This is a genomic window from Streptomyces sp. NPDC052701 (assembly GCF_040678355.1).
GTDB lineage: Bacteria > Actinomycetota > Actinomycetes > Streptomycetales > Streptomycetaceae > Streptomyces.
In genome coordinates, this window is sequence record NZ_JBFATO010000041.1 from 25,381 (window position 1) to 44,440 (window position 19,060).

Below are 19,060 nucleotides of genomic sequence, written 5' to 3' on the forward strand. Positions count from 1 at the left end.
CTTGCGAACCGGCGACCCCGCCGCGCGGTGCGAGGGCGGTGCGCCGCGTACGCTTTCACGGGTGAACGCCACCGATCGCACCCCTGCCGACCTGCTGAGTTCCGCGCTCGCCGCGGACCCGGGACGCCCCCTGGTGACCTTCTACGACGACGCCACGGGCGAACGCGTCGAATTGTCCGTGGCCACCTTCGCCAATTGGGTGGCCAAGACCGCCAACCTGCTCCAGGACGAACTGTCCGCCGAACCCGGGGACCGGGTCGCGCTGCTGCTGCCCGCGCACTGGCAGACGGCGGTGTGGCTGCTGGCCTGCGCGTCGGCGGGAGTGGTGGCGGACGTGGCCGGGGACCCGGCCGCGGCCGACCTGGTGGTGAGCGGCCCCGACACGCTTCAGGCGGCGCGGGCCTGCCCGGGACCGCGGATCGCGCTCGCGCTGCGCCCGCTCGGGGGACGCTTCCCGCAGCCCCCGGAGGGGTTCGCCGACTACGCCGTGGAAGTGCCGGGGCAGGGCGACCGGTTCGTCCCCTACACGCCGGTGGACCCGGAGGACCCGGCGCTGATCGTGGCCGGACGGGAGTTCAGCGGGGCGGAGGTCGTCGAGCGGGCCCGGGCGGAGGCGTCGGGGCTGGGACTGACGGGACCGGGCTCGCGGATCCTGTCGGGGCTGCCGTACGACACCTGGGAAGGCCTCAACGCGGGGCTGTACGGGCCGCTGGCCACGGGCGGTTCCGTGGTGCTGTGCCGGCACCTGGAGCGGCTGGGGGACGAGGCGCTGGACAAGCGCGTGGAGAGCGAGCGGGTGACGGTGATCGCCCGGTAGGGGGCCGTCCTCCCGGGGGCGCCCGCGCGCCGCGGACCTCCCCCGTCCGGCCTCCCCCGTCCGGCCTCCCTCCGTCCGACCCCGCCGCTCCCCCGTGCCGCGCCGCGGGAGCGGCAGCGCGGCGGCACGCGGCGCGCGCCGGTCGCCGTGCGGGGCACGAGAGGTGGGTGCGGCCGTGATGGGCACCGCGGGCACGCCCGGTTCCGGCAAGTCCGCCCGGTTCGTACGCCCTTGTGCGCGGCCTGCGCGACATCCTCACCCAACAGGTGCGATTCCCGGCCGTTCCGCGGGAGCCGTGCGCCCGCGACGCCGGTCGCGGCCGGCTCGTGGAATCCCCGGCGGAGCAGCCGTGGGAACGGCCGCGCGCGGACACTCCGGTGGCGGTCGCGCGAAACGCCCCGGGGGATTCCGCCGTGCGGAACGGCAATTGCGCGTCCGGCGACGCGAAGAACCCACGCACAGAACGGGATTCGCACGGGAGCGGTGAGGAATCACACGTGGTCCCGCACGGGAATCCGTATGCGGAGCCGGACGGGCCAGGCACGCACGGTGACGGAAAGGCGGGCTGGAAACGTCCCGGTGAAGCGGTTCCCGCCGTTTTCCCCGCGTCGGCGTTCCGCGGGAAGACGGCCGCCGAGGGCGCCCTCGGGTAAAGCGAACCCAAAGGCGGCTCCAAGGCCACGAACACCCCTCCATGGAAATGGGCGGATTGCCCGGTTGTAGGAACGTGGAATTCGTCACCGGCGTCGCCCGAGGCCGAACTGGGCGGTTAGTGTGAGCGATCCGGTGCGTCCGGCCCTGAGATCCGTTCCCGAGGTCGCGCACTGTACGACCGAGACCCGAGCGCCTTGGAGGGGAAGGCGCCGCGTGGCCCCGACGGAGGATTCGGACAACCGTGGACGCGCAAAGCCGTGGGCGGGCGGAGAACATCGACCCCGCAGACCAGTGGGTGCTCAATCCGAACACCGGCGAATACGAACTGCGACTGGGCCCTTCCGCAGCGCAGTCGTCCGTCCCCGGCCCCCGCCGGCCGGCCGGCGCCGACGCGAACCCGGCGGCGCGCAGCCGCACCGCGGCGTCCGGCCGGGCGGCGCGGCCCGAGACACCCGACCGTGCGGTCCCGGCCCCGCGCAGGCGCCGCGGGGCGCCCGCGGAGCCGCCGCCGGGGCGGCGCGGGCGACGGCCGGCGAAGAAGTCGAAGGCCAGGAAGGCCCTGCTGTGGACCGGTGGCACGATGGCGTTCGTCGTGGTCACCGCCGCGGGCGCCGCGTACCTCTACATCGAGCACCTCAACGGCAACATCACCTCCGTCTCGGACGACGGCGCGAGCACCGGCGGCTTCAGCAAGGACAAGGCGATCAACATCCTGCTGATCGGCACCGACAAGCGCACCGGCAAGGGCAACGGCAGTTACGGCGACAAGGGCAGTCCCGGGCACGCCGACACCACGATCCTGCTGCACGTCTCCAAGGACCGCTCGAACGCCACCGCGCTCAGCATCCCCCGCGACCTGATCGTCGACGTCCCCGACTGCCCGACCACGCAGAAGGACGGCTCGACGAAGATCATCCCCGGCTCCACCGGCGCCCGCTTCAACACCAGCCTCGGCCAGGACGGCCGTACGCCCAGCTGCACCATGCGGACCGTCACCGAGCTGACCGGCGTCAAGCCGGACAACTTCATGGTCGCCGACTTCAACGCGGTCAAGACGCTGACCACGGCGGTGGGCGGGGTCGAGGTCTGCCTGGCCAAGGACATCGACGACCCGGACTCACACCTGAAGCTGTCCAAGGGCACGCACACGATCCAGGGCGAACAGGCGCTGGCGTACGTGCGCACCCGGCACTCCGTCGGCTTCGGCGGCGACCTGAGCCGGATCGGGCTGCAGCAGCAGTTCCTGAGCGCGCTGATGCGCAAGCTGAAGTCGAACGACACGCTCACCAGCCCGTCGAAGATGATCAAGCTGGCCGAGGCGGGCACCAAGGCCCTGACCGTGGACTCGCAGCTCGACAGCATCGACAAGCTGAAGGACCTCGGTCTGGAGCTGGGCAAGCTCAACACCAAGAACCTGACGTTCACGACGGTGCCGGTGGTCGACAACCCGGCCGAAGCGGTGAAGGCGACCGTCGTCCTGGACGACTCCAAGGCCGCGCAGGTCTTCGACATGATCCGCAACGACGTGTCGTTCACCGAGGTCAAACAGAAGCAGAAGAAGGAGAAGGCCGCCGTCGCCGCCCGGCTCAAGGGCACCAAGGCACCGGCCTCCGAGGTCCGGGTGCGCGTCCTCAACGGCGGGGCACCCCCCGGCAGCGCGCAGGAGACCCTGCGCTGGCTGCAGGTCGAGGAGGGCGTCACCAAGTCCGAGAACGGCGGCAACGCCCCCGAGAACCTGGGCACGACGACCCTCGAGTACGCTCCCGACCAGGCCGCCCAGGCCCGCCGCCTCGCGGACGTCCTGGGCCTGTCCGGCTCGGCGATGAAACCGGGCGAGAGCGTGACCAACGCCCAGGGACTGCCCGCCATGACCCTGACGCTGGGCAAGGACTTCAAGGGCGCCGGCGTCTCACTCACCCCCGCGGCGAAGGCGCCGGAGGGGGTCCAGAAGTCCACGGCCGACAAGGTCGAGTGCGCCAAGTGACCCGGCGGGCCCGCCGCGCGTCTCACAGGACGTACGGCAGGCCCGTTCCACGGCGCGAGGGTGGGGAGGCAGGGGAATGGCGCGGAGCGGTGTGCACGGGGAGGGGACACGGCCGGGCGGCGCCCGGCGTGCGGCGGGTGCGGGCGGGGAGCGTCACGACGAGCGCGGCGCCCAGGACGGTGACGGCTCGGGCAGACCCGGCAGCGGCGGCGGGCGCGGCAGGCCGCGTCCCGGGCGGGGCCGCCGCGTCCTGCACTGGTCGGCGACGACGCTGGCGGTGCTGATCCTCGGCACGGCCGGCGCCGGATGCCTCTACTACCGGCATCTCGACGGCAACATCCAGAAGGGCCGCCGCAGCAGCGGCGACTCCAAGGCGCAGAGGACCGGGCCGAACGCGGCCGGGCAGACGCCGCTGAACATCCTGCTGATCGGCTCCGACAGCCGCGCCTCCGACGAGAACGTCGAGCTCGGCGGCGGCCGCGACCACCGCGACAACCCGCCGCTGGGCGACGTGCAGATGCTCATCCACCTGTCCGCGGACCGCAGGAGCGCGGCGGTGGTGAGCGTGCCGCGCGACACCCGGGTCGACATCCCCCGCTGCGAGGCCCCCGGGACCGGCACGGTCTACCCGCCGACCAACAAGATCATCAATCTCTCGCTGGCCCGCGGCGGTGCGGGCTGCACCCTGGCCACCTGGGAGAACCTCACCGGGGTCTACATCGACCACTGGATGACGATCGACTTCGCGGGCGTGGTGAGGATGGCGGACGCCGTCGGCGGCGTCGAGGTCTGCGTGAACCAGAACGTGTGGGACCGGCCGCTGCCCGGGGTGCCCGGCGGCTCCGGCCTGAAGATGAGGGCCGGCAGCGAGAAGGTCGAGGGCGAACAGGCCCTCCAGTGGCTGCGCACCCGGCATGCCTGGGGCAGCGACGTGCTGCGGGCCAGGGCTCAGCACATGTACATGAACTCGATGATCCGCACGCTGAAGAAGCAGAACGTCTTCACCGACACCGGCCGGCTGACGGACCTGGCCGAGGCGGCCACCGAGTCCCTGAAGGTGTCCGAGGAACTCGGTTCGGTGAAGAAGCTGTACGACCTCGGCATGCAGCTCAAGACGGTGCCGGCGGACCGCATCACCATGACGACGCTGCCCACGGTCGAGGACCCGCAGGACCCCAACCACCTGGTCCCGGCCGGCGCGGACGCCGAGAAGGTGTGGGCCATGATCCGCGACGACGTGCCCTTCGACGACAAGGGGAAGCAGCCGGACGGGAACGGGAAGGGAAAGGGGACGGGGAAGGGAAAGGGGGCGGGGAAGGGAAAGGGGGCGGCGAGCGGACGGGAGGAGCGGTCCGAGGACCCGGCCGCCCCGGATGCCGAGATCGGCGTCCGGGTACGCAACGCCACCCGGACCGCCACCCTCGGCCCGGTCGGCGGCCGCGCGGCCGCGATCGCCCGGCTCCTCGCCGGGAAGGGCTTCACGAAGGCCGCGGCGGACACCTCGCCGGCCCTGTCGGAGGAGCGGACCGTGGTGCGCTACCCCGACGCCGGCCTGGAGGGCGACGCCCTGCGGGTCGCCGAGTCCCTCGGCGTTCCGGCGAGTTCGGTGAGGAAGTCGGCCGACGTCGTCGGGGTGACGGTCGTCGTGGGGGCCGACTGGCGTACCGGCACGGCCTATCCGCGGCAGCCGGCACCCGGCGCCGGGGACCTGCCCGGTGACGCCGACGCCCTCAACGGCTCGGAGAGCGGGCGGTGCATGGACGTGTACAAGCCCTATCGCTGGTAGCCGGCCGGGGGGCACGCACCGGCACGACGAACCGTCTTTCGGGAAATGCGATGGATTGCCCCGGTGCGGGAGCGGCGGATTTCCCACCGGCGTCGCTCGCCGCCGAATCCGGCGGATAGTGTGAGCGCGATCCAGTGCTCCCGGCCACGAGTCCGTCCTGGCGCGGCGCACTGTGCCGACCAGTACCGTGGGCCTTCCCGGGGGAGAAGGCGCCGCGTGGCCCCGACGGAGGATTCGGACAACCGTGGACGCGCAAGGCCGTGGGCGGGCGGAGAACGTCGACCCCGCAGACCAGTGGGTGCTCAATCCGTCCACCGGTGAATACGAACTGCGACCGCCTTCTTCCGCAGCGCAGTCACCCGTCCCCGGCCCCCGCGGGTCCGCCCCCTCCGGCGCGGCCGCGCCGGCCCGCGGCCGCAAGGAGGCGCCCGGCCGTGTCCCGCCCCCGCGCGGGCGGCGCGGCGCTCCCGAGGAAGCGCCGGGGCAGCGCGGGCGGCGGCCCGCGAAGAAGCCGAAGGGCAGGAGGGTCCTGCTGTGGACCGGCGGCACCATGGCGTTCGTCCTGGTCGCCGTCGGCGCGGCCGGCTACCTCTACCTGCGGCACCTGGAGGGCAACGTCTCGACGACCGACGTCGGCAACGCGGGCAAGAGCAGCTTCCGCAAGGACGAGGCGTTCAACATCCTCGTCATCGGCACCGACAAGCGCACCGGCGAGGGGAACGAGGGCTACGGCGACAAGGGCAGCAGCGGGCACGCCGACACCACGATCCTGCTGCACGTCGCCGAGGACCGCTCGAACGCGACCGCGCTCAGCATCCCCCGCGACCTGATCGTGGACATCCCCGACTGCCCGACGAAGCAGGCCGACGGCACGACGACGACGGTTCCGGGCCGGCAGGCCGTCCGCTTCAACCGCAGCCTCGGCGAGGACGGGCGGGACCCGGGCTGCACCATGCGCACGGTGGAGGAGGCCACCGGCATCTCGGTCGACCACTTCATGATGGCCGACTTCAACGCGGTCAAGACGCTGACCACGGCGGTGGACGGCGTCAAGGTCTGCGTCGGGAAGGCCGTCGACGACAAGCAGTCGAAGCTCAGGCTGCCGGCGGGCGAGTCGTGGGTCGAGGGCGAGCAGGCCCTCGCCTTCCTGCGCACCCGCAAGAGCTTCGGCAACAGCGGCGACCTCGACCGCATCAAGGTGCAGCAGCAGTTCCTGGCCTCGCTCATGCGCAAGATGTCCTCCGGCGACACCCTCACCAGCCCCTCGAAGCTGCTGAAGCTGGCCGAGGCGGCCACCAAGGCCCTGACCGTGGACAAGGCCATCGGCAAGGTGGGCACGCTCAAGGACGTCGCCCTGGAGCTGAAGAAGGTGCCGACGAAGAACATCACCTTCCTCACGGTGCCGGTGGTCGACAACCCGGCCGAAGCGGTGAAGGCGACCGTCGTCCTGGACGACTCCAAGGCCGCGCAGGTCTTCGACATGATCCGCAACGACGTGTCGTTCACCGAGGTCAAACAGAAGCAGAAGAAGGAGAAGGCCGCCGTCGCCGCCCGGCTCAAGGGCACCAAGGCACCGGCCTCCGAGGTCCGGGTGCGCGTCCTCAACGGCGGGGCACCCCCCGGCAGCGCGCAGGAGACCCTGCGCTGGCTGCAGGTCGAGGAGGGCGTCACCAAGTCCGAGAACGGCGGCAACGCCCCCGAGAACCTGGGCACGACGACCCTCGAGTACGCTCCCGACCAGGCCGCCCAGGCCCGCCGCCTCGCGGACGTCCTGGGCCTGTCCGGCTCGGCGATGAAACCGGGCGAGAGCGTGACCAACGCCCAGGGACTGCCCGCCATGACCCTGACGCTGGGCAAGGACTTCAAGGGCGCCGGCGTCTCACTCACCCCCGCGGCGAAGGCGCCGGAGGGGGTCCAGAAGTCCTCGGCCGACAAGGTCACGTGCGCGAGTTGACGTTTCCAGGGCAACTGAGGGGCCCGTCATGCGTCTAACAGGACGCACGACGGGCCCGTTCCGTGGCGCGAGGAGCAGGAAGGACGGGGGAAGTGACACAGAACACCGTGCAGCGGAACGAAACGCTCGACGGCGACCGGAGCGAACCGGCGGCCGACGGGCCCCCGTTCGAGGCCGACGCACCGGCGGCCGGCGACGCCCCGCTCGACGGCGGCGGTGACGGCGGCGCCGGGGCCGACGCCGCCCGGCACGACGGGAGCCGGCCGCGGCGCGGGCGCCGCGCGCTCAGGTGGTCCGCGACGGTCCTCGCCGTGCTGATACTCGGCACGGCCGGCGCCGGCTGCCTCTACTACCGGCACCTGAACGGCAACATCCAGAAGGACGAGCTGAACCTGGGCGACAACAAGGTCGCCGAACCGACGCCGAACGCCGCCGGCCAGACCCCGCTGAACATCCTGCTCATCGGCTCCGACGCCCGGGACACCGAGGAGAACCGGAAACTCGGCGGCGCCCGGGAGACGTTCGGCTCCACACCGCTCGCGGACGTCCAGATGCTGGTGCACCTGTCCGCGGACCGGACGAACATGTCGGTCATCAGCATGCCGCGCGACACCCTCGTCCACATACCGAAGTGCACCGACCCGGACGACGGGAAGGTGTACCCGGCGAGCGACGGCCGGGTGATGACCAACCAGAGCCTCGGGCACGGCGGGCCCGGCTGCACGGTGGCCACCTGGGAGCACCTCACCGGCATCCACATCGACCACTTCGTCATGGTGGACTTCGCGGGCGTGGTGTCGATGGCGGACGCCATCGGCGGCGTCCCCGTGTGCGTGGACGCCAACATCCACTCGCGCGACAGCGCGGGCCACGGCTCCGGCCTGAAGCTGGAGAAGGGGACGCACCCGGTGAAGGGCGAGCAGGCCCTGCAGTGGCTGCGCACCCGCTACGGCTTCGAGGACGGCAGCGACCTCGCCCGGGCCAAGGCCCAGCACATGTACATGAACTCGATGGTCCGCGAGCTGCGCGAGAACGCCACCCTGAGCAGCCCCAACAAGCTGCGCAGACTAGCCGAGAAGGCCACCGAGGCCCTGACGGTCGACCCGGGGCTCGACACCGTCAAGAAGCTCTACGACCTCAGCACCGAGCTGCGGAAGGTGGAGCCGAAGCGCATCACGATGACCACCATGCCCAACCGGTACGTGGGCGCGCGCGTGGAGCCCACCCAGGACGCCGAGAAGCTCTTCCGGCTGGTGCGCGAGGACATCGCCCTGGACGGCCGGGACAAGGGGAAGAAGAGGGCGCAGGCCGCGGAGAAGGGCTCCGGCGACCCGGCCGCGCCCGACGCCGAACTCCCGGTCCAGGTCCGCAACGGCACCCGGACCGACACCCTGGCCGCGGCGCGCGGACGGGCTGGCACCGTGGCCGGGCTGCTGGTGGAGAAGGGCTTCGCCCGGGCGTTCGCCGACCGGGACGGCTCGCTGAGCGAGGAGCGGACGGTGGTGCGCTACCCGAGCGCCGACCTGGAGGGCGACGCCCGGCGGATCGCCACGGCCCTGGGGCTGCCCCCGGGTTCCGTGCAGCGCTCGACCGACGTCTCCGGTGTCACGCTGGTCGTGGGCGCCGACTGGCGCGAGGGCACCGTGTACAAGGCGCCGGAGGACGACCCGGCCGACGAGGGCACCCCCGAGTCGGCCGAAGCGCTCAACGGCGCCGACGAGAAGGCCTGCATGCGTGTGAACCCGGCGTTCACCTGGTGACCGGGCCGGGGCCCGGCCCGGCCCGGTCGCTCACCGGGAGGAGCTGAGCACCGCCGGCCGGCGCGACGCGATGACCTTCTTCGCCAGCGAGCGCGGACTGGTCAGGAAGCCCCAGCCCCACGACATGTGCATGGTGGCCAGCGCGAGGGGGATCTGCAGCCGCGCCTTCGGCGGCAGGCCCCTGCCCGCGGGGACCGAGCCCAGGGCGATCGCCGCGAGGTAGCCGCCGGGGACCACGAAGCCCCAGGGCGTCAGCGCGGCGCCCACCACGACGCCCGCCGCGATCGCGCACACCGCGGCCGGCGGGGCGAGGTAGCGCAGGTTGATGGAGCCGGAGTGGTACCGGGCGACGACGTGCCGCCAGCGCCCGTAGTCCTTGTACTGCTTGGCGAGCGCCTTCACGCTCGGCCGCGGCCGGTAGGACACCTTCAGCTCGGGCGAGAACCAGATCAGCCCGCCCGCCTCGCGGATGCGGTAGTTCAGCTCCCAGTCCTGGGCGCGGATGAACTCCTCGTTGTAGCCGCCCTGCTGCTCCAGCGCCTCGCGCCGGAACACCCCCAGGTAGACGGTCTCGGCCGGGCCGGCCTCGCCGCCGGTGTGGAAGGCGGCGTTGCCGACCCCGATCCTGGACGTCATGGCGGCGGCCACCGCCCGCTCCCAGTCGTTCTCGCCCTCGGCGTGCATGATGCCGCCGACGTTCTGCGCGCCGGTCTCCTCCAGGAGCCGGACGGCGGTGGCGATGTAGTTCGGCGAGAGCATGCCGTGCCCGTCGACGCGGACGACGACCGGATGGCGGGAGGCCTTGATCGCCGCGTTGAGGGCGGCCGGCGTACGGCCGGACGGGTTGGGCACGGTGTGCACGCGCGGGTCTTCTGCCACGAGCTCGGCGGCGATCTCGTCCGTGCGGTCCGTGGACGGACCGAGGGCGATCACGACCTCCATCTCGCCGGCGTACTCCTGCGCGAGGATCGCTTGGACCGATCCCCGCAGATGCCGCTCCTCGTTGAGGACGGGCATGATCACGGACACGGCGGGGAGCCGCACGTCGGGATTGGCGTTCATAGGAGCCTCACGTTACCGCGAACGGGGGACAGCGGTGCGCGCCGCCGGGGCCGGTGACCCGGGCCACAGATCGTATGGGCCTACGGTGCTCCCGGATCCCACGTACGGCCGTCGTCCGGAGGAGTCCCCTTGCCCACACCCCCTCGGGCCCCCCGGCCCGCCGCCGGCCCGCAGCCGTCCCGCCGCGCGCCCTCCTCCCCCGCGCGCCCGGGGGCGCGGCCTCCCGCACGGCGGAGGAAGCCCCGCTGGGTCGTGCGGGCGGTGACCGCGCTGTCCGTGGTGGTGCTGGCCTCCGCCGGGATCGGACACACGGTGATGTCCGGCCTCGACGCGGACATCGCCCGGGTCGACCCCTTCAAGGACATGAAGAACCGCCCCCGCGCCGGGCACGGCACGAACATCCTGCTGGTCGGCACCGACGGCCGCGACAGGATCACGAAGGAGGAGCGGCGCAGGTACCGGCTCGGCGGGGCCCCCTGCCGCTGCACCGACACGATCATGATCGTGCACGTCTCCGAGGACCGGGAGCGGGCCAGCGTGGTGAGCCTGCCGCGCGACTCCTACGCCGTGACGCCCCCGCACACCGACCGCACCTCCGGCAGGCGGCACCGCGGCCACCCCGTCAAGCTCAACGCGGCGTACGCGGAGGGCGGGCCGCAGCTGACCGTGCGCACGGTCGAGCGGATGACCCGCATCAAGATCGACCACTACCTGGAGGTCGACTTCACCAGCTTCATGAGGACGGTGGACGTGGTCGGCGGTGTGGAGATCTGCACCGCCGACCCGCTGAAGGACAGCCACACCGGCCTCGACCTGCCGGCCGGCCGGCACACGCTGCGGGGTGGGCGGGCCCTGCAGTACGTGCGCGCCCGGCACGTCGACGGGGCCTCCGACCTGGGCCGGATGAAGCGTCAGCAGCGCTTCATGGCGGCGCTGGTGGAACGGGCCACCTCCTCGGGGATCCTCCTGAACCCCCTGAAGTTCCGGGACGTGACCCGGGCGGTGCTCGGCTCGGTGCGGGCCGACAGGGGCTTCGGCACGGACGAGATGCTGGACCTGGGACGGGCGATGCGGGACTTCTCCCCGGCCTCCTCCGAGTTCACCACGGTGCCGATCGGGCGGATGGGATACGCCGTGAAGGGCGTCGGCTCGACGCTGAAGTGGGACCCCGTGGGGTCCGAGCGCCTCTTCCGCGCCCTGCGCGAGGACCGGCCGCTGTCGGCAAAGCGGCCGCGCGACGCCGCGCTGCCGGTGCCGGTGGCCCCGCGGCGCATCCGGGTCCAGGTGGAGAACGGCACGCTCACGCCGGGCCTCGGCCGCCGGGTGGACGCCGCGCTGGCGGCGAGCGGCTTCCGTACGACGCGGACGCCGGTGAACGCAAGGGAGCGCGCGGTGAAGCGGACCGTCGTCGTGTACGACCCCCGCTGGGACCGCTCGGCCGCATCGCTGTCGGCCGCCCTGCCGGGCAGCCGGCTGCGCCCGGTCGAGGGCCTGGGGGCCACGCTGAGGGTGATCGCCGGGGCCGACTTCGAGAGGGTCCGCAAGGTGCGGGCGGAGGGGGAGTCCGCGGTGCTGCGGGGGAACGAGGTGAGGTGCGGGCCGTAGCCCCGGGAGGCACCCCCGCGCCCGTCCCGCCGGGGCGGGCGGCTCAGTCCTCGAAGCCCTCGGCCGCCCTCTTCTCCCGCAGTTCCATGATCGCGCGGCGGCGGGCCAGCCGGTGGGTGCGGCGGATCTGGGCCTCCTGGTAGCGGCGCTTGTCCTGCTCGGTCTCGGGGATGACCGGCGGCACCCGGCGCGGCCTGCCGTCGGCGTCCACCGCCGCGAAGACCAGGTAGGCCGAGCCGACCTGGGTGGGCGGGGCGGACTCGTTCCAGCGCTCGGCCAGGACCCGGACGCCGACCTCCATCGAGGTCCGGCCCGTCCAGTTGACCTGGGCCTTCACATGGACCAGGTCACCGACGCGGACCGGCTCCAGGAAGGCCATCTCGTCCATGGACGCGGTGACGGCCGGTCCGCCGGAGTGCCGCCCGGCCACCGCGCCCGCCGCGTCGTCGACCAGTTTCATGATCACGCCGCCGTGCACGGTGCCCAGGAGGTTCGTGTCGTTGTGGGTCATGATGTGGCTGAGGGTGGTGCGGGACGCCGAGGTCGGCTTGCCCGGGATCTCCGGGGTCTCCGACTGCACGGCCGTGGCCTGGTCTGTCATGGCCTCCACCTTATGCCGCCCCTGACACCCGCCCGATTTGTGTCAGCTTCGCAACAGCGCCGCCCTGATTTTCCGACGACCCTTGTACGGCACACATCCCTGCCCTGCACACTGGGGCCCATGAACGATTGGCCCGAGGGATGGTCCGACCACAACCGCGGCGACCGGTACGGACGCGGCAGCGGCGGCGCGCAGGCCGAAGGCGCCCGTGTGATGCGCCAGGTGCGCCGCCGCGGCGCGGGGGTGCCGCCCGGCCCGGGCCCGGCCGCGCCGCCGCACGGGGTCCCGCACCAGCCGTCGTACGTCGACGGCGGATACGGCGACCCGGCCGGCCACGACAGCGGCTACAACACCGGACAGGTCTACGGCACGCCCGGCGGGGCGCGGCCGGGCGGGCCGCGCCCCGCGCCGAACCGGGGACGCCGCATCAAGGTGACGGCGACCACCGTGGCCGCCGTGCTGCTGGTGACGACCGTCGGCACGTACTTCTGGGCCGACTCCAAGCTCAACCGCGACGTCGACCTCGCCACGGTCATCGACCGGCCGGAGAAGGGCGAGGGCACCAACTACCTCATCGTCGGCTCCGACAGCCGCGCGGGCATGTCCGACGAGGAGAAGAAGAAGCTGCACACCGGGTCCGCCGAGGGCAGGCGCACGGACTCGATGATGATCCTGCACACCGGCGACAACGGGCCGACGCTGATCTCGCTGCCTCGCGACTCCAACGTCACGATCCCCGAGTTCAAGGGCTCCGAGTCCGGCAGGACCAGGGCCGCGATGGGCGCCAACAAGCTCAACGCGGCGTACTCGATCGACGGGCCGACGCTGCTGGTGCGCACGGTCGAGTTCAACACGGGCCTGCACATCGACCACTACGTGGAGATCGGCTTCGCCGGCTTCGCGAACATCGTGGACGCGGTCGGCGGCGTGGAGATGGACATCCCGCAGGACATCAAGGACACCAAGTCCGGCGCGGACTTCAAGAAGGGCAAGCAGACCCTGAACGGCGAGGAGGCGCTCGCCTTCGTCCGCACCCGCTACGCGCTGGCCGGTTCCGACCTGGACCGCACGAAGAACCAGCAGAAGTTCCTCTCCGCCCTCGCCAACCAGGTGGCGACGCCGGGCACGGTCCTGAACCCCTTCAAGCTCTACCCGACCATGGGCGCCGGCCTGGACGCCCTCGTCGTCGACAAGGACATGGGCCTGTGGGACCTGGCCTCGATGTTCTGGGCGATGAAGGGCGTCAGCGGCGGTGACGGCAAGTCGATGAACATGCCGATCGCGGGCAGCGCCGCCAACGGCAACCTCCAGTGGGACATGACGAAGGTGAAGACGCTGGTGGAGCAGTTGAAGAACGACGAGAAGGTCACCGTCCAGGCCGGCTGAGCCGGTGTGCCCGGCAGCGGCGGGAAGGAACCCCGCCGCTGCCGGGAAGGCGTCACATGGTGGCGCCGGCCATCGCGCGGCACGTCTGCGCACAGCGGCGGCACGCCTCCGCGCAGCGCATCATCTGGGCGTCGTCCGGCATGGACATACACGCCTCGGCGCACATGTCACAGGCCCGGGCGCACATCGCGCACATCTCGGCCGCCATGGGCGAGCGGCGCATCATCATGTCGGCGCACACGCGGGTCGTCTCGGCGCAGTCCATCAGCGCGCGCATGATCTGCATCTGGGCCTGGCCGCCCATCTGCAGACAGGAGCTCATGGTCTCCTCGCACACGGTGTGGCAGGCCATGCACGCGTCGACGCAGGCCTGCATCTCCTTGCTCATCGCGCTCGTGGCGGCGGGCTGCTGGGTCATGGTTCCTCCCGGGGGGCGGCGGAGGCCGGGGAATCGGCCCCCGGTACTTCCGTCCTACGCCCCCTCGCCCCGGTCCGCCACGGGGCGGACGCGACGGCCCCCGGCCGGGGGGCCGGGGGCCGTCGCCTCGTCGCGCCGGGCGGTTACGGCAGGTTGCGGGCCATCACGATCCGCTGCACCTGGTTCGTGCCTTCGTAGATCTGCGTGATCTTCGCGTCGCGCATCATGCGCTCCACCGGGTAGTCCCGGGTGTAGCCGTACCCGCCGAGGAGCTGGACCGCGTCCGTGGTGACCTCCATGGCCACGTCGGAGGCGAAGCACTTGGCGGCGGCGCCCTGGTAGGTGAGGTCGGCGTCGCCGCGCTCGGAGGCGGCGGCGGCCTGGTAGGTCAGGGCGCGGGCGGCCGAGATCTTCATGGCCATGTCGGCGAGCATGAACTGGATGCCCTGGAAGTCGGCGATCGGCTTGCCGAACTGCTTGCGCTCCTTGACGTAGCCCTTGGCGTAGTCGAGGGCGCCCTGGGCGATGCCGAGGGCCTGGGCGGCGATGGTGATGCGGGTGTGGTCGAGGGTCTTCATCGCCGTGGCGAAGCCGGTGCCCTCCGCGCCGATCATGCGGTCGGCGGGGATGCGGACGTTGTCCAGGTAGACCTCGCGGGTGGGCGAGCCCTTGATGCCGAGCTTCTTCTCGGGGGCGCCGAAGGAGACGCCCTCGTCGGACTTCTCGACCACGAAGGCGGAGATGCCCTTGGAGCGCTTGTCGGGGTCGGTCACGGCCATGACCGTGTAGTACTCGGAGACGCCCGCGTTGGTGATCCAGCGCTTGACGCCGTTGAGGACCCAGTGGTCGCCGTCGCGGACCGCGCGGGTCTTCATGCCGGCCGCGTCCGAGCCGGCCTCGGGCTCGGAGAGGCAGTACGAGAACATCGCGTCGCCCTTGGCGAGCGGGGCCAGGTACTTCTTCTTCAGCTCCTCGGAGCCGGAGAGGATCACCGGCAGCGAGCCCAGCTTGTTCACCGCGGGGATGAGGGAGGAGGACGCGCAGACGCGGGCCACCTCCTCGATCACGATGACCGTGGCGAGCGCGTCGGCGCCCGCGCCGCCGTACTCCTCGGGTACGTGCACGGCGTGCAGGTCGCCCGCGACCAGGGCGTCGAGCGCCTCCTGCGGGAAGCGGGCCTCCTCGTCCACCGCGGCGGCGTGCGGCGCGATCTTCGCCTCGGCCAGCGAGCGGACGGCGTCACGGAGCATGTCGTGCTCCTCGGACGGGCGGTACAGGTCGAAGTCAGCCGATCCGGCCAAGGTCTCTCACGCTCCAAAACGCTGCGACGGTGACGCTAACTACCGTTAAGTAATCAAAATTTTATGACGTCGCCCACACGAGTGATACGTGAGCTTGGTGACAGCGGGAAGTTGCCCGGCGCGGCGCGTTCCCACGCCCCGGATATGCTCGGGCGCGCATCACCTGCCGCAGACCCCTGGAGCACCCATGGCCCTCAAGATCACCGTGATCGGCACCGGTTATCTCGGCGCGACACACGCCGCGGCCATGGCCGAGCTCGGGTTCGAGGTGCTCGGTCTCGACGTCGTGCCGGAGAAGATCGACAAGCTGCGGCGGGGCGAGGTCCCGATGTACGAGCCGGGGCTCGAGGAGCTGCTGCGCAGGCACGTCGCCGGGATCGAGGGCTCCAGCGGGCGGCTGCGCTTCACCATGGACTGGGCCGAGGCCGGCGCGTTCGGCGACGTCCACTTCGTCTGCGTCAACACCCCGCAGCGGCACGGCGAGTACGCCTGCGACATGTCGTACGTCGACGCCGCGTTCGCCTCCCTGGCACCGCACCTGACGGGTCCGGCCCTGGTCGTCGGCAAGTCGACGGTGCCGGTCGGTTCGGCGGACCGCCTGGCCCGCTACCTGGCCGAGCACGCGCCGGCCGGCGAGGAGGCCGAGCTGGCCTGGAACCCGGAGTTCCTGCGCGAGGGCTTCGCGGTCGAGGACACGCTGCACCCGGACCGGATCGTGGTCGGCGTGCGCAGCGAGCGCGCCGAGAAGCTGCTGCGCGAGGTGTACGCGACGCCGGTCGCCGAGGGCTCGCCCTTCGTGGTCACCGACTTCCCCACTGCCGAGCTGGTGAAGACCGCCGCGAACTCCTTCCTCGCCACCAAGATCTCCTTCATCAACGCCATGGCCGAGGTGTGCGAGGCGGCGGGCGGTGACGTGGCCAGGCTGGCGGAGGCCATCGGCTACGACGACCGGATCGGGAAGAAGTTCCTGCGGGCCGGGATCGGCTTCGGCGGGGGCTGTCTGCCGAAGGACATCCGGGCGTTCATGGCGCGCGCCGGCGAGCTGGGCGCCGACCAGGCGCTGACCTTCCTGCGCGAGATCGACTCCATCAACATGCGCCAGCGCGGCCAGATGGTGGAGCTGGCCCGGCAGGCGCTGGGCGGCGGCCCGTTCCTCGGCAAGCGGGTGGCGGTGCTCGGCGCGACCTTCAAGCCCGACTCGGACGACGTGCGCGACTCGCCCGCCCTCAACGTCGCCGGACAGATCCACCTCCAGGGCGGGCAGGTCACGGTCTACGACCCGAAGGGCATGGACAACGCCCGCCGCGTCTTCCCGACCCTGGGCTACGCCGACTCCGCGCCGGAGGCCGTGCGGGGGGCGGACGTCGTGCTGCACCTGACGGAGTGGCGGGAGTTCCGCGAGCTGGACCCGGAGGCCCTCGGCGAGGTCGCGGCGGCCCGGATCATCCTGGACGGGCGCAACGCCCTCGACCCGGAGCGGTGGCGCAAGGCGGGCTGGACGTACCGCGCGATGGGACGTCCGGCCGCGTAGCCGGGCCCGGCCGGGCGGGTGACGCCGGTTCGGCCGAGGCTCAGTCGGCCGAACCGGCGTCCTGCTGCATTCTGCACCACCGGACGCGCGCCGCGGCCGGATCACGCCTCCTCGGCCCGGTACCGGCGCGTCTTCGCCCGTGTCCCGCACAGCCGCGTCGAGCACCGGCGGCCCCGCCCGGCCGGGCCGTGGCCGCAGGGGGCCCGGTGGCGGTCGGCGGCCCGACAGTCTTTCAGCAGAGGCCCGGACGCCCGCGACCGGCGCCTCGGTGACGGCGGCGGGACGGCCGAGGGCGAGGACGAGGACGAGGGCGACCGGGTGGACCGGACGGTGCCCGGCGGACCGGCGCCGGCCTCCCAGGCCGCCCCCGGGTACGTACCGCCGCGGTGGCCGGCGCCCGGCCGCTCGCGGCGGTTTCCCCCGGACCTGACCGCCGGCGGCCCGCAGGCGGCCGGGCAGGGCGCGCCGCCTGCGGGCCGCCGCTCAACACCGTCGCCGGACACCGGGGACCGGTCCCGCGGCTTCCGGGTTTACGCGGTCCCCGCCGGGCACCCGTTCTGCCCCTGCGCCTGCCGGCCGTCTGCCGCAGGCCGCCGACATCGGGAGGCCGCATGGCTGTGGCACGTTTGCGTTCCGTCGTCCTCGACTGCCCCGAGCCGCTCGAACTGGCTCGTTTCTACGCGCGGATCGGGGGTGGCACGCCTCGGGAGGAGGACCCCGACTGGGTCGTGCTCCAGATCCCCGACGGGCCGCGGCTCGCCTTCCAGCGGGCGCCCGGGCTGACCCCGCCGGAGTGGCCGCGGGCGGACCGCAACGCCCAGCAGTTCCACCTGGACTTCGACGCCGGCTCCACCTGGGAGGAGCTCGACGCGGCGGAGGAGGAGGTGCTGGCGATGGGGGCGCGGGTGCTGGACCGGGAGGACTACGAGAAGAAGGACTTCCGGGTCTACGCCGACCCGGCGGGCCATCCGTTCTGCCTCTGCCGGATCGAGCACTCCTAGGCTTCGGGCTCCGGCCGTCCGCCCGGTGTCCGGGCCGCCCGGCCGTCCAGCTCGGCCCTGGTCGCCGTCGACGGCTCGCGGCGCTGCTGGGTGGCGCGGGCGGTGAAGTCCGCGCCGCGCAGCACGCGCTGGACGTTGCCCCAGCTCAGCAGGGCCACGTCGGATTCCTCCCAGCCGCGCCGCAGCAGCTCGGCGACGAGCCGCGGATAGCAGGAGGTGTCGCCGAGCTCCTGCGGATGGGCGGCCCCGGAGTCGTAGGTGCCGGACAGGCCGACGCACTCCGGGCCGACGACCGTGCGGACGTGGTCGAGGTGGTCGGCGACGTCCCGGACGGTCGGGCCGGTCTGCTCGGCGGCCATCGGCACCAGGCACACGCCCTTCGCCGCGCCCAGCTCGGCGAGGAGGTCGTCGGAGAGGTTGGCCGGGTGGGGGCGCAGGGCCCCGGCGGCGGAGCGGCTGCACAGCACCGGTGCCTTGGAGACGGTGAGGACCCGGCGGATCGTCCGCGCGCAGGCGCCGGAGAGGTCGGCGACCACGCCGAGCCGGTTCATCTCGCGCACGACCTCCTCGCCGAACCGGGTCAGCCCGTCCGTGCCCGCCCAGGGCACGCCGGTCAGCGTCAGCACGCGCAGGCCGAGGGTGCGCAGCTGGCGCAGGATGCCGAGGGAGTCGCCGAGGGCGGCGGCACCGGCCGGGCCGAGCAGCACGGCCACGCGGCCGCAGTTGCGGGCGTCGGCGGCCTCCCCCGCGGTGCGGACCAGCCGCAGGTCCTCACCGTGGGCCGCGGCCACCGTCTTCACCAGGTCCAGCAGCTCCAGGGTGACGCCGACCGCCCGGTCGCCGTCGAGCCCCTCGGGCAGGTGCAGCGAGCAGAACAGCGCTCCCACCTGTCCCCGGCGCAGCCGGGGCACATCCGTGTCGACCGTGCTCTCCCCCAGTTCCAGGTCGTACCACGGCAGGTTCCTGAGCGCCCACGGCAGGCCGTTGTAGCCGTCGGCGACGGGGTGCGCGGTGAGGAGGGCGCGGGCCCGGGTCAGCGGGGCGTCGTCCGGACCGGGGACGGGACCGAGGGGCCCTTCCGGGGCGGCGGCCCCGGCGGGGTACGGCTCGGCCGGGGCGTCGAGCTCGCCGACTTCGGTGGCGCGGTGCAGGTCGTCGTGGAGATCTGCCATGACGGGCTCCGTACGTCGTGACCTCGGT

The 19,060-nt window shown here is 72.7% G+C and carries 14 protein-coding genes; 9 read left to right on the forward strand and 5 right to left on the reverse strand.

Annotated elements, in window-relative coordinates:
* Positions 1–61: 61 nt before the first annotated feature.
* From AB0L29_RS31020 to AB0L29_RS31040, 5 genes are all read left to right on the forward strand, one after another.
* Complete coding sequence (locus AB0L29_RS31020) at positions 62–817, forward strand: TIGR03089 family protein (protein ID WP_365831862.1); 756 nt, start codon at positions 62–64, stop codon at positions 815–817.
* A gap of 895 nt (positions 818–1,712) precedes the next feature.
* Positions 1,713–3,455 (forward strand): LCP family protein, encoded by a 1,743-nt coding sequence (locus AB0L29_RS31025; protein WP_365831864.1) that lies wholly within the window; start codon positions 1,713–1,715, stop codon positions 3,453–3,455.
* Positions 3,456–3,531: 76 nt separating this feature from the next.
* Positions 3,532–5,241, forward strand: coding sequence for an LCP family protein (locus tag AB0L29_RS31030; RefSeq protein ID WP_365831865.1), 1,710 nt, complete (start codon positions 3,532–3,534; stop codon positions 5,239–5,241).
* Between the two features lie 244 nt (positions 5,242–5,485).
* Entirely contained in the window at positions 5,486–7,195 is a 1,710-nt protein-coding gene (locus AB0L29_RS31035) for an LCP family protein (RefSeq protein WP_365831867.1), read from the forward strand.
* 92 nt (positions 7,196–7,287) lie between these two features.
* Entirely contained in the window at positions 7,288–8,955 is a 1,668-nt protein-coding gene (locus tag AB0L29_RS31040; RefSeq protein ID WP_365831869.1) for an LCP family protein, read from the forward strand.
* Positions 8,956–8,985: 30 nt separating this feature from the next.
* Here AB0L29_RS31040 and AB0L29_RS31045 read toward each other — a convergent pair whose 3' ends face one another.
* Positions 8,986–10,017, reverse strand: coding sequence for a glycosyltransferase family 2 protein (locus tag AB0L29_RS31045; protein ID WP_365831871.1), 1,032 nt, complete (start codon positions 10,015–10,017; stop codon positions 8,986–8,988).
* Positions 10,018–10,269: 252 nt separating this feature from the next.
* On the opposite strand from AB0L29_RS31045, the gene AB0L29_RS31050 reads away from it, so the two are divergent.
* Positions 10,270–11,622, forward strand: coding sequence for an LCP family protein (locus AB0L29_RS31050; protein WP_365831873.1), 1,353 nt, complete (start codon positions 10,270–10,272; stop codon positions 11,620–11,622).
* Between the two features lie 43 nt (positions 11,623–11,665).
* Here the strand turns inward: AB0L29_RS31050 and AB0L29_RS31055 are convergent, their stop codons facing one another.
* Positions 11,666–12,223, reverse strand: coding sequence for an acyl-CoA thioesterase (locus AB0L29_RS31055; RefSeq protein ID WP_365831875.1), 558 nt, complete (start codon positions 12,221–12,223; stop codon positions 11,666–11,668).
* A gap of 120 nt (positions 12,224–12,343) precedes the next feature.
* On the opposite strand from AB0L29_RS31055, the gene AB0L29_RS31060 reads away from it, so the two are divergent.
* A complete protein-coding gene (locus AB0L29_RS31060; RefSeq protein ID WP_365831877.1) occupies positions 12,344–13,609 on the forward strand; it encodes an LCP family protein in 1,266 nt (421 codons plus the stop codon).
* A gap of 52 nt (positions 13,610–13,661) precedes the next feature.
* Here the strand turns inward: AB0L29_RS31060 and AB0L29_RS31065 are convergent, their stop codons facing one another.
* The gene (locus tag AB0L29_RS31065) at positions 13,662–14,027 is read right to left on the reverse strand and encodes a four-helix bundle copper-binding protein (protein ID WP_365831879.1); all 366 of its coding nucleotides are present in this window, start codon (positions 14,025–14,027) and stop codon (positions 13,662–13,664) included.
* 143 nt (positions 14,028–14,170) lie between these two features.
* A complete protein-coding gene (locus tag AB0L29_RS31070; RefSeq protein ID WP_365831880.1) occupies positions 14,171–15,328 on the reverse strand; it encodes an acyl-CoA dehydrogenase in 1,158 nt (385 codons plus the stop codon).
* 187 nt (positions 15,329–15,515) lie between these two features.
* On the opposite strand from AB0L29_RS31070, the gene AB0L29_RS31075 reads away from it, so the two are divergent.
* Positions 15,516–16,859, forward strand: coding sequence for a UDP-glucose/GDP-mannose dehydrogenase family protein (locus AB0L29_RS31075; RefSeq protein ID WP_365831882.1), 1,344 nt, complete (start codon positions 15,516–15,518; stop codon positions 16,857–16,859).
* 611 nt (positions 16,860–17,470) lie between these two features.
* Positions 17,471–17,860, forward strand: a complete 390-nt coding sequence (locus AB0L29_RS31080; protein ID WP_365831884.1) for a VOC family protein — start codon at positions 17,471–17,473, stop codon at positions 17,858–17,860.
* On the opposite strand, the gene AB0L29_RS31085 is transcribed toward AB0L29_RS31080, so the two are convergent.
* Entirely contained in the window at positions 17,857–19,032 is a 1,176-nt protein-coding gene (locus AB0L29_RS31085; protein WP_365831886.1) for a dipeptidase, read from the reverse strand. The two genes, AB0L29_RS31080 and AB0L29_RS31085, sit on opposite strands and share 4 nt — an antisense overlap.
* Between the last annotated feature and the right edge of the window lie 28 nt (positions 19,033–19,060).

What these genes read in the sequence shown, in the direction of transcription:
- AB0L29_RS31045 (WP_365831871.1), bottom strand. Translation starts at nt 10,017, where the DNA reads ATGAACGCCAATCCCGACGTGCGGCTCCCCGCCGTGTCCGTGATCATG.
- AB0L29_RS31065 (WP_365831879.1), bottom strand. Translation starts at nt 14,027, where the DNA reads ATGACCCAGCAGCCCGCCGCCACGAGCGCGATGAGCAAGGAGATGCAG.
- AB0L29_RS31030 (WP_365831865.1), top strand. Translation starts at nt 3,532, where the DNA reads ATGGCGCGGAGCGGTGTGCACGGGGAGGGGACACGGCCGGGCGGCGCC.
- AB0L29_RS31075 (WP_365831882.1), top strand. Translation starts at nt 15,516, where the DNA reads ATGGCCCTCAAGATCACCGTGATCGGCACCGGTTATCTCGGCGCGACA.
- AB0L29_RS31060 (WP_365831877.1), top strand. Translation starts at nt 12,344, where the DNA reads ATGAACGATTGGCCCGAGGGATGGTCCGACCACAACCGCGGCGACCGG.
- AB0L29_RS31080 (WP_365831884.1), top strand. Translation starts at nt 17,471, where the DNA reads ATGGCTGTGGCACGTTTGCGTTCCGTCGTCCTCGACTGCCCCGAGCCG.
- AB0L29_RS31085 (WP_365831886.1), bottom strand. Translation starts at nt 19,032, where the DNA reads ATGGCAGATCTCCACGACGACCTGCACCGCGCCACCGAAGTCGGCGAG.
- AB0L29_RS31055 (WP_365831875.1), bottom strand. Translation starts at nt 12,223, where the DNA reads ATGACAGACCAGGCCACGGCCGTGCAGTCGGAGACCCCGGAGATCCCG.